The organism is Pseudomonas sp. 91RF (assembly GCF_003576265.1).
Lineage (GTDB): Bacteria > Pseudomonadota > Gammaproteobacteria > Pseudomonadales > Pseudomonadaceae > Aquipseudomonas > Aquipseudomonas kribbensis.
This window is the reverse complement of record NZ_QWFC01000022.1, coordinates 43,946-59,218: the sequence shown is the minus strand read 5'-3', so window position 1 is coordinate 59,218 and position 15,273 is coordinate 43,946. Positions and strand designations below refer to the sequence as shown.

Here is a 15,273-nt window from a genome sequence, read left to right as displayed (position 1 = left end):
TCCATGCCAAATACGGGCACCCATGGCCGCGTTGCGCTGGTCACGGGTGCCGCTCGCGGCATCGGTCTGGGGATCGCAGCGTGGCTGATCAGCGAAGGCTGGCAAGTGGTGCTGACGGACCTGGACCGGGCGCGTGGCTCCAAAGTGGCGAAAGTGCTGGGTGAAAATGCCTGGTTTATCGCCATGGATGTGGCGGATGAAAGCCAGGTTGCGCTCGGCGTCGCGGAAGTGCTGGGGCAGTTCGGTCGTCTGGATGCGTTGGTGTGTAACGCGGCGGTGGCCGATCCGCATAACATCACTCTGGAAAGCCTGGATCTGGCTTACTGGAACCGGGTGCTGGCGGTGAATCTCAGCGGGCCGATGTTGCTGGCCAAGCATTGTGCGCCGTATCTGCGGGCGCACAACGGGGCGATCGTCAATCTGGCCTCGACCCGGGCGGCGCAGTCAGAACCCGATACCGAAGCCTATGCGGCGAGCAAGGGCGGTTTGCTGGCGTTGACTCATGCGTTGGCAATCAGCCTCGGGCCGGAGATTCGGGTCAATGCGGTCAGTCCGGGCTGGATCGACGCGCGGGATCCTTCCGCACGGCGGGCCGAGCCGCTGACCGATACCGATCATGCCCAGCATCCGGCGGGCAGGGTAGGGACGGTCGAGGATGTGGCGGCGATGGTGGCGTGGCTGCTGTCGAAGAATGCCGGGTTTGTGACGGGGCAGGAATTCGTGGTCGACGGCGGTATGACCAAGAAGATGATCTACTCGGAATGACATGTTTTTGTATTTTTGAGAAAAACTTCAATCCTGCTATTGACTTAGGTTCGCTACCTGCGTAAATTTCGCGGCCTCGGAGATGCAAACGGGTGATTAGCTCAGCTGGGAGAGCGTCTGCCTTACAAGCAGAATGTCGGCGGTTCGATCCCGTCATCACCCACCACTCCCCGAGAGACTTGCGAAAGCAAGAGGTAGGCTGAAAGTGCCTCCACCGACGCGCAGCGGTAGTTCAGTCGGTTAGAATACCGGCCTGTCACGCCGGGGGTCGCGGGTTCGAGTCCCGTCCGCTGCGCCATATTCAACGAGTCAGGCACTGTCTGGTTCGCGATTGAAAAGCAACGAAGCTTTCAGTCAAACGAGTTACTTGAGCGTCAGCTCAAAGCGATACGCAGCGGTAGTTCAGTCGGTTAGAATACCGGCCTGTCACGCCGGGGGTCGCGGGTTCGAGTCCCGTCCGCTGCGCCATATCTGTTTCAAGGACCACTGAACGCCTTGAAACACCGAAACCAACCGTTGGTTGATTCGGAATCGATAGCAAAGACCCTGGTCGAAAGACCGGGGTTTTTTGTGTCTGAAATTTGACCTTTCCCAAATTCCTCCTCCAGTTGCCTCGCGACGACTGCACGTTGTCCGCGTGGCAATATCCTCTGCGTCATCGGGTCGCTGCGATGCAATGCCACATTGATTTTTGATTCTTTAGTCAGATTTTTGTAACTGGTTGTTTGCTGCGAGCGCAGAAACCTTTAAAGTTAACCTTTCGGTCAGCTTTGCACTGTCATCACGCCCTTTGTTTATCCAAAAAGGGCTTCTGCAAGACTCGAGATTCCCAGTAGATAACCAGAAGGGCGGATCCATAACCGCCCAGAGGATGATCCATGTCCAACCGTGAAATATCCCGGCGCTCGTTCCTTCAGGGCGGGCTGGTGGCGGGTGTGAGCGTTACGCTCACGCCGCTCAGCAGTCAGGCGCTGGCTGCCTTGATGGAAAACAGCGTGACCGTGCCGTCCGAGCAGTGGCTCGGCAATAACGGCAAGGCGCGCCAGCGTAACGATGCCTTGTCCAAGGTCTGCGGCAGCAAGGTTTTTGCCCGCGACATCCGTTCCAAGGACATGCCTGGCTGGCCCCAGCAGCAAGGTCACGCCATGTTGCTGAAAACCATCAAGGCCGACCGCATCTACGACGGCTATGACCTGTCGTGGCTCGGTGCCGATCTGCAGCCTGACCGCATCGTCACCGCGGCCGACCTGGACAAGGACGGCATCGTGTTCCCTGAAGAGCACGCGCCGGATCCGCTACTGCCGGAAGGCAAGGTACCGATGTTCATCGGTCACCCGGTGGCCATCCTGATCTGGAACGATTTCGAGCGTTTCCGTCAGGCCAAGAACAAACTCAAATTCAATGACAAAGCGATTCGTTACGGTGCAAAAGTGCCGTTCTACGAAGGCGATCCCTATGGCAGTTTCCGCTACGTGCGCGTCGGTGGCCCGACCTCGGCGGACGAAGACGAGTTCGCCAGCCTCAAGGACTCGATCCTGTTCCCGATGCTGAAAAACCGTCGCCCGGTGTGGAATTCCCAGCCAAACCTGCACGGCAACCTGACCGAGCGCGGCCTGTTTTACGCCGATCGCATGAAGAAAGAGATCGACACCCCGCCGGACAACTGGCTGGTATTCGACGAGCGCTACAAGACGCCGTCGATCGAACCTGCCGCGATGGAGCCGGACAACGGCAATGGCTGGTACGACCCGGCCACCAAGACGCTGCATTTCGTCGTCGCCACCCAGTGCCCGCTGGAGGCTGCAACCGAGACCGCGAAGATGATCTCGCCGTCGCGCTTCGGCCTTGCCAACCTGAACATGCACCCGGGGTACACCGTCGGTTACGGTTCCAAGGACCACAACATTTTCGTCTACTACGCGGCCCTGGCAGCGTTGTACGGCGCAGGTGTGCCGATTCGCCTGGCCAACGACCGCTACGAGCAGTTCCAGAGCGGCATCAAGCGTCACCCGTTCGACATCCGCTACCAGTTGGCAGTGGACAAGACCGATCACAGCTTCAAGATCTTCCGCGCCGAAATGAGCGTCGACGGTGGTGGTCGGATCAACTACAGCCCGTCGGTGGCCGCGGTGGGTGCAACGGCGGCTCAGTCGATCTACTACATGCCGCAGAACGACCTGCAAGTTACCGCTTACCACTCCCGTGGCGTTGAAGCGGGTTCGATGCGTGGCTACGGCACGCTGCAGAGCATGGCTTCCACCGAAATGATGGTCGATGAAATCGCCGACCGCCTCGGTGTCGATGCCATCGATCTGCGTCGCAAGAACGCGCTGCGTTCGGGGATGAAAAACACCCAGGGCGCGATCCCGGCCGGTGCACTGCGCCTGCACGAGATTCTCGACAAGGCTTCGCTGCACGAAGTCTGGAAAAACCGCGACGCGATCAAGAAACAGCGTGAAGCGGCGGATCCGGACAACTGGTACGGCGTCGGTTTCGCCATTTGCCAGAAAGACTTCGGCACCGGTTCCGAAGCGCCGATGGCCAGCATCGAATTCACCGCTGAAGGGCGCATTTCCCTGCGTCATATCGGTATCGAGATCGGCACCGGCATGTCCACTTCGCAAGCCCTGGTGGTCGCTGATTTCCTCGGCAGCCCGGCGCACGACGTGAAGACCGGCGAAACCGAATGGAAGGAAATGCAGCTGGTCACCGCCGGCAACCCTTACATCATGAGTCAGGCCGAACAGGACAACTTCCTGCGTAACCCACGCTGGGTCGGCAAGCTGGCGTCGGCCTCGTCCGCGACCAACTCCGCCTACTACTTCAGCCACGCCACCCGTGAAGCGGCGCGCGTGCTGTTCAACCACGGTCTGTGGCCGGCAGCGCTGGAGATCTGGCGTCAGGGCCCTTACGGCGGCCAGGCCAACCCTTACGTGGTGCGTCGCGAAGATGCGCATTGGGTCGACGGCAAACTGACTGCCAACGGCATGCAGCCGCTGAGTTTCGAAGAGCTGGCCAAGCGTGCTCACGAGCGCGGTCTGGTCACGGCTGCCACGGTTCACGGCTTCAACCGCTGGAGCTGGGCAGAAGCCGAATACAGCATCGACGGCGTGCGCGAACGTCTGCCGCTGGACGGTCTGGCCGTGAAATACGGTGACGGCGCTCCGAAAGCCAAGAAAGCGCAAATGACCAGCGACGGTTTCCACCTGCTGGATCGGCAGAACATCGCCTATCCGGTGGTTCAACTGAACAACGCCGCCGTGACCTACTACAGCCCGGTGGCGACGCTGGTCGAGTTGAAGGTCAACAAAGGTTCGGCAGAAGTCGAAGTGCTCAACCATCACTCGTGGCTGGAATGCGGCCGGGTGCTGGTCGAAGAACTGGTTCGTGGCCAGCTCGAAGGCGGGATCGCCATGGGCATCGGTCACGCCTTGATGGAAGAGATGCCGCTGTACGAAGGCGGGCCGGGGGAGGGTGACTGGAACTTCAACCGTTATCGCCTGCCGATGGCGCGCCATGTGGCGGTGTGGAAGCAGACGTCGGAAATCCTTCCGCCACTGTCGCCAAGTGACCCGTCCAAAGGCATCGCCGAAGTGGTGATGATCCCGGTGGTTGGCGCCATCGGTAACGCCGTGGCCCACGCCATCGGCAAACGTGTCCGCGATCTTCCAATCACTGCTGCGCGCATCAAGGAGGCCCTAAATGGCTAACCGTCCGCTTCAACTGACCCTCAACGGTCAATCCGTCGGCCCGGTGGACATCCCTGATGACCTGCCGATGATCGATTACCTGCACGAATACAAGAACCTCACCGGTTCGCGCCTGGGCTGCGGCCAGGGCATCTGCCACGCCTGTGTGGTGATCGTCGACAACCCGGACGGCACCAGCGAGGAAGTGCGCACCTGCATCACCGGCGCGCATTACTTCGAGGGCAAGAAAGTCCGCACCATCGAAGGCCACGCCAAGCGTGACGAGCAAGGTCAGGTCGCCGAGCTGAACCCGATCCAGCAGCGTTTCGTCGACGAGTTCGCCTTCCAGTGCAGCTACTGCGCGCCGGGTTTCGTCAACGCGGCGACCGTGCTGGTGGAAAAGCTGCAACGCCAGCCGATCGTCAAAAGCAAACTGGAACAAGTCATCGAGGACAGCCTTGGCCATCACATCTGCCGTTGCACCGGGTATGTGCGTTACTACAACGCCACCCGCAACGTGCTGACCGATCTCGGCCTGGTCAAGGAGGGTTAAGCATGAAGCGTTTATTGACCCGCCTGACCCTGGCGGTCGGGTTTGCCGTGCCTGTGCTGGCGGCTCATGCGGATGATCAGGTCAAACGCGGCGAATACCTCGCCCGCGCCGCCGACTGCATGGCTTGCCACACAGCGCCGGGCGGCGCGCCGTTTGCCGGTGGCCTGCCGATCGTTTCGCCATTCGGCACGATCTACGGCACCAACATCACCCCGAGCAAGGAGCACGGCATCGGCCTGTACAGCGATGACGAATTCTTCGCTGCGCTCACCGAAGGCAAGCGTCGTGACGGCGCCAATCTGTACCCGGCGATGCCATACACCTCGTATCACTTGATGCCGCGTGCGGATTCGGATGCGATTCACGCGTATCTGAAAACCATCGAGCCGATCGAGCGCGCCGCGCCGGTGACGAGCCTGAGCTTTCCGTTCAACGTGCGTCCGGGTCTGATCGGCTGGAACATGATGTACGGCAAAGCCTTGAAGCTGGAGCCGGCCGAAGGCAAAAGTGATGCCTGGAAGCGCGGTCAGTACATGGTCGAAGTGCTCGGCCACTGCGGCGAATGCCACACGCCACGCGGCTTGCCGGGCGCGATGCAGCTGGACAAACGCCTGACCGGCGGCATCCTCAATGGCTATCTGGCACCGAGCCTGCTGGCAACGGACCTGGCGGCCCGCGGCTGGAATCAGCAGGACCTGAGCACGTTCCTCAAGCACGGCATGAGTGCCCAGGGCACGATGTTCAACGAGATGTTCCCGGTGTTCCACAACAGCACCCAGGGCCTGAATGATCCGGATCTGGCAGCGATGGCAACCTTCCTGCTCGGCGACAGGCCGCCGGCGGCGAAAGAACTGACCGACGTGCCAGTGGAAAAACTCAGTGCCAGTGCCCAGCGCGGCCGTCAGGAATACTTGAACGTCTGCGCCGGTTGTCACGCGGCCGGTGGTGAAGGCAAGCCGCACATCGCGGTGGCCATGCGCGGCAATACCACGCTGCGCCTGGAAGATCCGCGCAATCTGGTTCGAGTGATCGAGGACGGTATCGGCGAACAGAAATTCGCCGGATTCGAGCACATGCAGCCGATGCCCGGTTTTGCCGACAAGCTCAGTGCCGAACAACTGACCGATCTGCTGAACTACCTGCGTCAGGGTTGGGGCGGTCAATCTGCTGAACTGGCGGTGGGCGACGTGCAGAAGCTGCAGGCTGACGCCTCGTCCATCGAGCACAAGGCGCACTGATCATGCAGCATCTCGATCTGCAGGTCGTGCGTCGGGCGTTGGAATGGTCGACGGCGGGGCGGCGCATCTGGCTTTGCACCGTGCTGACCACCTACGGCTCGGCGCCGCGCGCGCCGGGTTCGCTGTTGGCGGTGAACGATGACGGACAGTGGATCGGGTCGCTGTCCGGTGGTTGCGTCGAGGAAGATTTTCTCGAACGCGTCGCTGAGGGTGCGTTTCTCGATGCAATCAACGTCGTGCGTTATGGCGAAGGTGACGATCCGCGCTCGCGGGTCAGCCTGCCCTGCGGCGGCATTCTCGATGTGCTGGTAGAGAAATTTGACGCCGACTGCGATGTGCAGGCGCATCTGCGCGAACTCGAATCGGCGTTGCTGGGGCAGCGCCGCTTGATTCGCGAGGTCGATCTGGCCACGGGCGCGCGCAGGCTGTTTGCGGATCGTGAACAGGGTGCGCGGATCGAGCGTGAAATCGATCGGGTGCGGATTCGCATTGGTGCCGCCCAGCGTTTGCTGCTGGCTGGGTATTCCAGCGTGGCGCAGGCCTGTGCGGAGTTTGCGGTCGGTCTCGGCTTCGAAGTGATTCTCTGCGACCCGCGTGATGAAGTGCTGGAAGGCGTGGTGCTCAATGGCGTCGAGATTCGCCGGCAACTGCCGTCGGTGTTCATCGCTGAGGGTGGCTGTCACCGTGATACGGCGGTGGTGGCGTTGACCCACGATCCGCGTATTGACGATCTGGCGATGATGGAAGCCGTTCGCACCGAGGCTTTTTATATCGGTGTAATGGGCTCGCAGCAGACATCGCAGAAACGCTTCGAGCGTTTGCGCCGGATTGGCGGCTTGGGGGAGGGCGAGCTGGCGCGGATTCATGCGCCGATCGGTCTTAACCTTGGCAGCAAGACACCGTCGGAAATCGCTTTGGCAGTGCTTGCGGATATTCTGCGGATTCGCAGCGGGATTGCACGAGATCAGCTGTGACTGATGCTGAATGTAAAAAGGGCCGCTTTTCAGCGGCCCTTTTTTTGCGCGTCAGAAACCGAGCTTGTCGCGCAGCCCGTAATACCACGCGCCCAGCGCAGCAAACGGCGTGCGCAGCAGTTGCCCGCCGGGGAACGGATAGTGCGGCAGGTCGGCAAACGCATCGAAGCGCTCGGCCTGGCCGCGCAGCGCTTCGGCCAAGACCTTGCCGGCCAGGTGCGTGTAGGTCACGCCGTGGCCGCTGCACCCCTGGGAATAATAGATGTTGTCGCCCAGGCGCCCGACCTGAGGCAGGCGCGACAGGGTCAGCAGGAAGTTGCCGGTCCAGGCGTAATCAATCTTCACATCCTTGAGCTGCGGGAAGGCCTTGAGCATTTTCGGGCGGATGATTGCTTCGATATTGGCTGGGTCTCGCGCGCCGTACACCACGCCGCCGCCGAAGATCAGGCGTTTGTCGCCGGTGAGGCGGTAGTAGTCGAGCAGGTAGTTACAGTCCTCGACGCAGTAGTCCTGTGGCAGCAGGGATTTTGCCAGTTCATCGCCGAGAGGTTCGGTGGTGATGACCTGAGTGCCGCACGGCATCGACTTGGCTGCCAGTTCCGGCACCAGATTGCCCAAGTAGGCGTTGCCGGCAACGATGATGAATTTGGCCCTGACTTTGCCCTGCGGCGTATGCACGACCGGGTTGGCGCCGCGTTCGATGCGCACGGCCGGTGACTGTTCATAGATAGTGCCACCCAGGGATTCCACGGCTGCGGCTTCGCCAAGTGCCAGATTCAGCGGGTGGATGTGGCCACCGCTCATGTCGAGCATGCCGCCGACGTATTGATCGCAGGCGACCACTTCACGGATGCGGCGCTGATCGAGCAGTTCAAGCTGGGTGTGTCCGAAACGCTCCCACAGGCGCTTCTGTGATTCCAGGTGGCCCATCTGCTTGGCCGACAAGGCCGCGAACACGCCACCGTCCTTCAAGTCGCACTGGATGTTGTATTTGCTGACACGATCACGAATGATCCGGCCGCCCTCGAACGCCATCTGCCCGAGCAACTGAGCCTGCTTCGGGCCGACGCTGCGTTCGATCACGTCGATGTCACGGCTGTAGCTGTTGACGATTTGCCCGCCATTGCGTCCCGAAGCACCGAAGCCGACCTTGGCGGCCTCCAGCACGGTCACGCGAAAGCCGTTCTCCAGCAGGAACAGGGCCGAGGAAAGTCCCGTATAGCCAGCGCCGATCACACAGACATCCGTCTCCACGTCATCCTGCAGGGCAGGGCGTGGTGGTACGGCGTTGGCCGACGCAGCGTAATAAGACTCTGGGTAAGGGGTGTTCGCCATCCTGCAGCCTCTGTTTAATATATTTTACGAGTGCGACGATCCTACCCGAGTTGAAAAACCTCCGCCAGCCACCGGGAAATCTTCTTGCGATGGGCCGAAATTAAATATTTTGCATATTCATAGGGTTAGGTGAAAAAAAGGTGTTGACACCCCTCCGGAATTCCGTAGAATGCCGCCTCACAGCAGGCACGTAGCTCAGTTGGTTAGAGCACCACCTTGACATGGTGGGGGTCGTTGGTTCGAGTCCAATCGCGCCTACCAAACAAAATCCGCTCTGCTGGGCGGTCTGAAAGGGCTCACCGAAAGGTGAGCCCTTTTTTGTTGTCTGGCGTTTTTAGTCCCCTGATTTGTTCCGGGCGCAGGTTTGGCATCCGCCTGAGTCGACATCTGAAGTCCTGAGCTTCATTCAATGGAGTTCGTATCTGGGTGGATGAGCAGAAAATGGCCAAATAAGTTATTTGGCCGTTTTGAGAATTATCTCCCACCCAAAACAGAAAGCTCCTACAGAAGCCTTAAGTGATCTGCTTTAAAAAGGTCGCTTGTTTCTATTTGGGGAAATTGAGGATGGCCAAAGAACTCGACACCCTCGCTCTTGAGCGGATTGAGCCAGGGCCGCGGCGGGATGAGCTAGTCGCTATGATCGACAAATATTTCAATGGGCGGCTTCCTCTCACAGATGAGGGGTTCGATGTTATCCGCAAGCAGGCGTGGGCAGTCATCAAGGATAGGCTGGCGAATTCTTGTCAGCCGTTCAATGAGCAATTCCTGGAGGATCATCTGGGTAAAAGGTAGGCCTCCGTATAAAAAATGTGGATATTGAAAGGCTTACGTTGCTATTGAACCAACCGGTTATCAAAAATACGTTGTTACACACTGAGAAAATCAGTAATATCCGCCCCGCGTTCACCACCACGGTTTATGCATTTTTAAATCCCAAGCTTCCATCAGCTGCTTGGGATTTTTTTTGCCCGCGATTTACCTCTCCTCACGCATTCATCCTGTCGCCTTTCTCAACCAGCGCTGCCTTTCAGGTGGGCATCGGGCAAGTCCGTATTTTTTCGACTACTACTGTCTGGCCGATTTTCATCTCAGTCTGACGGGAGTTCATCAATGCTGGTTCATTGGTTTCTGGCTGCAGTTCACTTGCTGGCATTTGCCTTGGGTTTCTGGGCCGTGCTGACGCGCGGAACGGCTTTCAGCCGCCTGGCGGCCGGGGCGGGCGAGGTTCGGCGGGTTTTGCTCGCTGACAATCTATGGGGCGTATCTGCGCTGGTGCTGCTGGTCACGGGCGGCATGCGGGCTTTTGGCGGTTACGAAAAGGGCACCGATTACTATCTGCATCAGCCACTGTTCCATTTGAAGATGACGCTATTTGTGCTGATTCTGCTGCTGGAGCTTGCGCCGATGATTACGTTGATCAAATGGCGCATCGGTCAGGCGCGCGGAACTCCCCTCGACACGGCGCGAGCAAAGGTGTTTGCACGAATCAGTCATGCTGAGGCGTTGTTGCTGGTTCTGATGGTGATAGCGGCCACCGGGATGGCGCGTGGGGTGACGTTCGGCTAGGCGGGCGCAATTCCCGGCTTTGATTCGGAAACGTCCGACAGCCAGCCATTGAAATGAGGGTTAGTATCGGTGGCGAGGAAGGGGGAGGGAGTTGCAGCAGGAGGAGAAATAGCCTGCGCCGTCACCAATGAGGTGGGGGATGGCAATACGGCGCTCGGATCTTTAGCCAGTCATGACGCGAGGGTGAACAGACTGGCTACTGACTGCGAAAGGGCTCAGGGGGTTTGTGGCTTGTCCGGTGCGGTCAGGCCAGCCTGGATGCGCTGGTAAATCTCTTCGCGGTGTACGGCAACGTTCTTTGGAGCGTTGATGCCGATGCGGACCTGTTGGCCGCTTACGCCGAGGATGGTGATCGTAATGTCATCACCAATGTTTATGCTTTCACCGACTTTGCGGGTGAGTATCAGCATGGTCTTCTCCTTGATTGCTTTGTAGGGCACCTGATTCAGACAGTGCAGAGGTCGGTGGTACGTATAGATTAGTGCGAAGTCTCACGGTTTGGGTGCCTCTTTCTGACGCGCAGATGTGGCATTAATTCCCAGCGCGTAACTATACAGGTGCGGCAATCATCAATCTCGTAGTTTTGTGCCCATTTTGCCGGGCTCTGAAAGTATTCGCGAATGTTAAGATCCCCCTTTCGAGAATTCAGAGGGAAGCGTTGTGCGCAAATTGGTCTGGTTGGTCGCAGCACTGGCATTGGCGGGATGTGGTGAAGGCAAGAGTGTAGATGCTCAAAAGCCAAAATCGGTAGCGGTGGCAGCGCCGGCAGTCGTGTCCGGGCCGCAGTGGGATCTGGAAGTGCGCGGTGAAACACCTCAAGCCGTCAGTGATCTGAGCGGCTGGTTGATCGAGCATGCGTTTATCGCCAATGTCATCAAGGATGCCAGCGGAAAGACCCGGATCCTTTTGGGGCCATTCAACTCCGAAGCCGAAGCCGAAGCGAAACAGGCTGATGTGAATGCGGCGCTGATCAAGGCGAAAAAACAGAACATCGAGACGCTTGTGATCGAACGTACCGCAGCACAGTAAACATTCCTTTCAGCGGAGCTGACTAAAGGGTGTCCGGTGTGATTCGTTTTTAAAGGCGTCACCGAAGTTACTCAGAAGGAGCTCCGCATGGCCTCCGCCAGTCCCTACAAGTTGTTCGACGTTGTTTTGCGTCACAAGCATCAGCTGAGTCCGCACCTCATGCGGATTACCCTCGCCAGCGAGGCCGTTGCCGAGATGGCAACCTGGGCGCCTGATCAGCGCGTCAAACTGTTTTTCCCGGCCGCGGACGGTTCGCCAGCCCGGCTCTCTGAGGGTGAGGGTTGGTACGCTCGTTTCCGCTCGGTGCTGGCGGATCGGCGCCCGGCGATGCGCACCTACACCATTCGCCACTTGCGTGCCGATCGGGGCGAAGTCGACATCGACTTTGTACTGCATGGCGAAACCGGACCGGCTTCTCGCTGGGCTCTTCGAGCGCAACCGGGAGAGTCGATGCAGATTCTGGCGCCCGATAGCCGGTTTTCGGCCGAGGAGGCGGGCGGCTTTGAATGGAAGCCGCCGCAAACCCTCCAGCAGCTTTTGCTGGTCGCCGACTCAACCGCATTGCCCGCCGCAATGGGGATTCTCGAGGAGCTGGCCGCACTGGTAGAGCCACCCCGGACCCAGGCGTTCTTTGAGGTCGACAGTGCGCAGGACATGCTCGCAGTCCCGGACTGGCCCGGACTATCGGTACAATGGCTGATTCGGGAGCAAGCGAGAGCGGCGGTTGCCGGGACGCTGATGGTGGAGGCGGTGCGAAAGGCTGCGCTACCTGTCGACGCATCGACGATCAATCAGGCGGTAGAACTGGCCGACGTCGATATCGATCAGGAGATCCTCTGGGAAATCGCCGAAACCGCCACTGACGGTTTCTATGGCTGGATTGCCGGTGAGTCTGCGGCGGTCATGAATTTGCGCCGATACCTGATCAAGGAGCGCGGTATCCCGCGAGAAGCACTCAATCTGATGGGCTACTGGCGATGCAACAAGCCCGGCGGCTGACCACAAAAAAGGCCTCGAGCTTGAAGCGCGGGGCCTTTTCTTTTGCGTGGCGATCAGCCGCAGGCTTTCATGTTCACCGGCCCGACAAACTCATTGCCACGCCCCATCACGCACGCCACGCTCTGATTGCGCTGACGCTCCCAGTCTTGCACCGGGTACGTCTTGTCCCACGCTTCATATAGCTGGCGATCCTGCTTCGACAGGCGCAAGCCGTATTGCTTGCTCATATAGAAATAGGTGCGAGCGATCATGCCGCGAATCGAAGGGCGGGGCATGACCTTCTTCGCCTTGAAGTCGACCTGGGTCAGGCAGGAGCCATATTGACCTTTTTCGACTGGCAGCCAGCCGTAACTGAAGTTGCTGCGATCACCATTGACCTCACCGATGCTCGGTACCAGGTTGTGCAGGTCTGCTTCGGCTTTCTGGTAGCTCGGGTCATAGCGCGTGCAATTCTTGCGTCCGCCTTCCTGCCAGCATTGGCGCTGATGACCGAACTCCCAGGCCGGGACAATGTGCTCCCATTCAATGCGGGCGGCGCGCTTGGCATTTTTACGCGGTACATAACCGCAAGCGGCCAGGTCGACCTTGTTTCCCGTGTACTTGCAGCCGCAATAAAACTCGGTGGATTGTGGTGCGTACAGCTTCCAGGCGACCTTCTTGGCCTCGGTGAATGTGCGGGGCGCACCAGCCTGGGCACCCAGGGAAATGAACAGTAAAAGCAAAGCAAAAAAACGGACAATCATTGAGTCAATCTTCCTTCGGTACAACCCAGAAAATCTGCACGCCACCATCGTCTCGATAGGCGAGGGTGACGTTGTCGTTCTCGTCGATTTCTTCCAGCAGGCGCTCCCACTCATCGATCGGTTCATCCGGGAGACGGAAGATCAGAGCGGCTTTGGCTTTTTGTGCGGTGGGGGAGTTGATGATCTTTTGAACGCGCATGCCCATGCGTTCGTAGGCATCGGGAGCATCAGAGGAAGTGGCCACGAGGTTATCCTTATTAAGCTGTACGTGCATACAGTATTTAACTGTAGGCATTTTCGCAACTGCTTAAAAATCAAGAAAATCCTCTGACAGCGGTTTTCCGGTTTTGATGTGGCTCATCCGAATTTTTTGTGCAGGAAAGAAGCAGGGGCGGTGTAGGTAATTGCACCACCCGCCAGGACGGCGAGTGGTGAGACGGGTGCCCGGCCGAGATCCGGCCGGGCGAGGGTGAATCAGTACTCCCAGAACATCCGTTGCAGCTCTTTGCTGTCGTTGGTTTTGGTCAGGGCGACCATCGCCAGGATGCGGGCCTTTTGCGGGTTCAGGTCATGAGCCACGACCCAGTCGTATTTGTCGTCAGGCTGTTCGGCGTTGCGCAGAACGAAGCCGCCGGCATTGACGTGGGAAGAGCGAATGATCTGAACACCATCCTTGCGCAGAGCTTGCAGGGCCGGGACGACGCGAGAAGACACCGAACCATTGCCGGTGCCGGCGTGAATGATGGCTTTGGCGCCGGACTGGGCCAGGGCTTTGTAGGCGGTGTCGCCGACATTACCGTAGGAATAGGCGATTTCTACGTCAGGAAGGCTCTTGATGGTCTTGATATCAAATTCCGAATCCATGGTGTGGCGCTTGGCTGGCAAACGGAACCAATAGGATTTGCCTTCGACCACCATGCCCAGAGGACCCCATGGGCTCTTGAACGCTTCGGTCTTGATGTTGATCATTTTGCTGACATCGCGGCCGGACTGGATTTCATCATTCATGGTCACCAGCACGCCTTTGCCGTGGGCCTCTTTGCTGCTGGCGACGGCGACGGCGTTGTACAGGTTGAGCATGCCGTCCGCCGACATGGCAGTGCCTGGGCGCATCGAGCCGACAACGATGATCGGCTTGTCGGTTTTTTCCACCAGGTTCAGGAAGTAGGCGGTTTCTTCCAGGGTGTCGGTGCCGTGGGTGATGACGATGCCATCGACGTCTTTGCTGTCGGCCAGCTCGGATACGCGGCGACCCAGTTGCAGCAGGTTTTCATTGGTGATGCTTTCCGACGCGATCTGCATGACTTGCTCGCCACGCACGTTCGCCAGTTTGCTCAGCTCGGGAATGCCGGCGATCAATTGCTCGATGCCGACCTTGGCGGCCTGATAGGTAGCGCTGTTGGCGGCACTGGCGCCGGCGCCGGCAATGGTGCCGCCTGTAGCGAGGACCACCACGTTGGCCAGTTTGGCCTGGGTTTCGACTTCTTTTGCCTGAAGGGCGGAGGGCAGGAGCAGCATTAGGGCCAAAGCGCCCGGAACCAATGTCTTGAAAGCAGATTTCATTATTTTTCTCTCTAGTAGTGAGACGGTGCTGATGCAGGTTCATCTAGATGCGCCCCGGGCCGATCTGAATGCCAGGGGTGCAGGGTGGGAGCAGGATCTGTACCAGCCGTACTTTGCGTTAGAGAAATGTTTAACCTGATGATTTATATCAATATTTTATGGATTGGTGAGTCCCGGGCCGAATCGTTGATCCGGTATTCCGAACATTGGAGGCTTTCGTGTTCGGCTCTCCGAAAAGGACTACATCTTTTGCAGGACAAGTGAGGTTGCCGGATTTGCATTCTCTGCTAAAGAAAGCTTCCCGCAGGCCGATGGGTTTTGAAGGAAACTGGAATTGAGGGAGTTCACATGTCACTGACGATCGGTTTTTCCAACCCCGGTGCCGTCACCATCGGCGGCAAAACCGCAGCTACGATCAACGCGATGAGTGATGCGCAAGCGGACGCTTCCACTGAAGCGCTGGGCGCAGAAAAACCGGAGAGCAATCAGGTCAGGACCGGCGGTCCCGCGCAAGAAGACAGCAAGACTGAAGGGGGTGGCGATAACCTGAGTGTCACCGTCAAGATGCTGCTGAAGCGGATGCAGGAATTACAGAAACAATTGCAGGAGCAGCAGAAACGATTGGCTGCGGCACAAGCTGCGCGCTATCCGACTCCGGAAGCGAAGTCGCAGGCGGTCATGGCCGTTCAGGGCGAGATCGCCGAAACCAGCGGCGCGCTGCTGGAAGTCTCGGCCGCGCTGGTCAAGGAAATGTCGAAAGGTTCTTCCGCCGGTAACGTGGTCAATACCACGGCTTGAGCACTCAAGGGGCGAATCTGC

15 protein-coding genes and 4 tRNA genes are annotated in these 15,273 nt (G+C 58.8%); 14 read left to right on the top strand and 5 right to left on the bottom strand.

Features of this window, described 5'->3' with window-relative positions; translation table 11 throughout:
• The first annotated feature begins 3 nt into the window (after nucleotides 1-3).
• From DXT77_RS09460 to DXT77_RS09425, 8 genes are all read left to right on the top strand, one after another.
• The gene (locus tag DXT77_RS09460; protein WP_178083456.1) at nucleotides 4-765 is read left to right on the top strand and encodes an SDR family oxidoreductase; all 762 of its coding nucleotides are present in this window, start codon (nucleotides 4-6) and stop codon (nucleotides 763-765) included.
• Nucleotides 766-855: 90 nt separating this feature from the next.
• Nucleotides 856-931, top strand: a tRNA-Val gene (locus DXT77_RS09455).
• A 55-nt stretch (nucleotides 932-986) separates the two neighbouring features.
• A tRNA-Asp gene (locus DXT77_RS09450) sits at nucleotides 987-1,063 on the top strand.
• A gap of 93 nt (nucleotides 1,064-1,156) precedes the next feature.
• Nucleotides 1,157-1,233, top strand: a tRNA-Asp gene (locus DXT77_RS09445).
• A 410-nt stretch (nucleotides 1,234-1,643) separates the two neighbouring features.
• On the top strand, nucleotides 1,644-4,475 hold the full coding sequence (locus tag DXT77_RS09440) for a xanthine dehydrogenase family protein molybdopterin-binding subunit (protein WP_119427449.1): 2,832 nt from the start codon (nucleotides 1,644-1,646) through the stop codon (nucleotides 4,473-4,475).
• Nucleotides 4,468-5,007 (top strand): (2Fe-2S)-binding protein, encoded by a 540-nt coding sequence (locus DXT77_RS09435; protein ID WP_119427448.1) that lies wholly within the window; start codon nucleotides 4,468-4,470, stop codon nucleotides 5,005-5,007. Before DXT77_RS09440 ends, DXT77_RS09435 begins: the two co-directional genes overlap by 8 nt.
• Before the next feature lie 2 nt (nucleotides 5,008-5,009).
• A complete protein-coding gene (locus tag DXT77_RS09430; RefSeq protein ID WP_119427447.1) occupies nucleotides 5,010-6,245 on the top strand; it encodes a cytochrome c in 1,236 nt (411 codons plus the stop codon).
• A gap of 2 nt (nucleotides 6,246-6,247) precedes the next feature.
• On the top strand, nucleotides 6,248-7,219 hold the full coding sequence (locus DXT77_RS09425) for an XdhC family protein (protein ID WP_119427446.1): 972 nt from the start codon (nucleotides 6,248-6,250) through the stop codon (nucleotides 7,217-7,219).
• 51 nt (nucleotides 7,220-7,270) lie between these two features.
• Here DXT77_RS09425 and DXT77_RS09420 read toward each other — a convergent pair whose 3' ends face one another.
• A complete protein-coding gene (locus tag DXT77_RS09420; RefSeq protein WP_119427445.1) occupies nucleotides 7,271-8,554 on the bottom strand; it encodes an FAD-binding oxidoreductase in 1,284 nt (427 codons plus the stop codon).
• A 184-nt stretch (nucleotides 8,555-8,738) separates the two neighbouring features.
• On the opposite strand from DXT77_RS09420, the gene DXT77_RS09415 reads away from it, so the two are divergent.
• From DXT77_RS09415 to DXT77_RS09405, 3 genes are all read left to right on the top strand, one after another.
• A tRNA-Val gene (locus tag DXT77_RS09415) sits at nucleotides 8,739-8,815 on the top strand.
• Between the two features lie 303 nt (nucleotides 8,816-9,118).
• Complete coding sequence (locus tag DXT77_RS09410; protein ID WP_147406992.1) at nucleotides 9,119-9,346, top strand: hypothetical protein; 228 nt, start codon at nucleotides 9,119-9,121, stop codon at nucleotides 9,344-9,346.
• A 318-nt stretch (nucleotides 9,347-9,664) separates the two neighbouring features.
• Nucleotides 9,665-10,120 (top strand): DUF2214 family protein, encoded by a 456-nt coding sequence (locus tag DXT77_RS09405; RefSeq protein ID WP_119427443.1) that lies wholly within the window; start codon nucleotides 9,665-9,667, stop codon nucleotides 10,118-10,120.
• Between the two features lie 215 nt (nucleotides 10,121-10,335).
• Here DXT77_RS09405 and csrA read toward each other — a convergent pair whose 3' ends face one another.
• Complete coding sequence (csrA, locus tag DXT77_RS09400; protein ID WP_003179932.1) at nucleotides 10,336-10,530, bottom strand: carbon storage regulator CsrA; 195 nt, start codon at nucleotides 10,528-10,530, stop codon at nucleotides 10,336-10,338.
• A gap of 250 nt (nucleotides 10,531-10,780) precedes the next feature.
• Here csrA and DXT77_RS09395 point away from each other — a divergent pair, with 250 nt between their 5' ends.
• Together DXT77_RS09395 and DXT77_RS09390 are read left to right on the top strand one after the other, a co-directional pair.
• On the top strand, nucleotides 10,781-11,149 hold the full coding sequence (locus DXT77_RS09395; protein ID WP_119427442.1) for an SPOR domain-containing protein: 369 nt from the start codon (nucleotides 10,781-10,783) through the stop codon (nucleotides 11,147-11,149).
• Between the two features lie 87 nt (nucleotides 11,150-11,236).
• A complete protein-coding gene (locus DXT77_RS09390; protein WP_119427441.1) occupies nucleotides 11,237-12,148 on the top strand; it encodes a siderophore-interacting protein in 912 nt (303 codons plus the stop codon).
• Nucleotides 12,149-12,201: 53 nt separating this feature from the next.
• Here DXT77_RS09390 and DXT77_RS09385 read toward each other — a convergent pair whose 3' ends face one another.
• The 3 genes from DXT77_RS09385 to DXT77_RS09375 all read right to left on the bottom strand — a co-directional run bounded on the left by DXT77_RS09385 (nucleotide 12,202) and on the right by DXT77_RS09375 (nucleotide 14,454).
• On the bottom strand, nucleotides 12,202-12,891 hold the full coding sequence (locus DXT77_RS09385) for an endonuclease (RefSeq protein ID WP_085712017.1): 690 nt from the start codon (nucleotides 12,889-12,891) through the stop codon (nucleotides 12,202-12,204).
• Between the two features lie 4 nt (nucleotides 12,892-12,895).
• Nucleotides 12,896-13,186, bottom strand: coding sequence for a DUF1654 domain-containing protein (locus DXT77_RS09380; RefSeq protein ID WP_119427440.1), 291 nt, complete (start codon nucleotides 13,184-13,186; stop codon nucleotides 12,896-12,898).
• 179 nt (nucleotides 13,187-13,365) lie between these two features.
• On the bottom strand, nucleotides 13,366-14,454 hold the full coding sequence (locus DXT77_RS09375; protein ID WP_119427439.1) for an asparaginase: 1,089 nt from the start codon (nucleotides 14,452-14,454) through the stop codon (nucleotides 13,366-13,368).
• A 348-nt stretch (nucleotides 14,455-14,802) separates the two neighbouring features.
• Between DXT77_RS09375 and DXT77_RS09370 the strand changes: the two genes are divergently transcribed.
• Nucleotides 14,803-15,252 (top strand): hypothetical protein, encoded by a 450-nt coding sequence (locus DXT77_RS09370; RefSeq protein WP_119427438.1) that lies wholly within the window; start codon nucleotides 14,803-14,805, stop codon nucleotides 15,250-15,252.
• Nucleotides 15,253-15,273 lie beyond the last annotated feature (21 nt).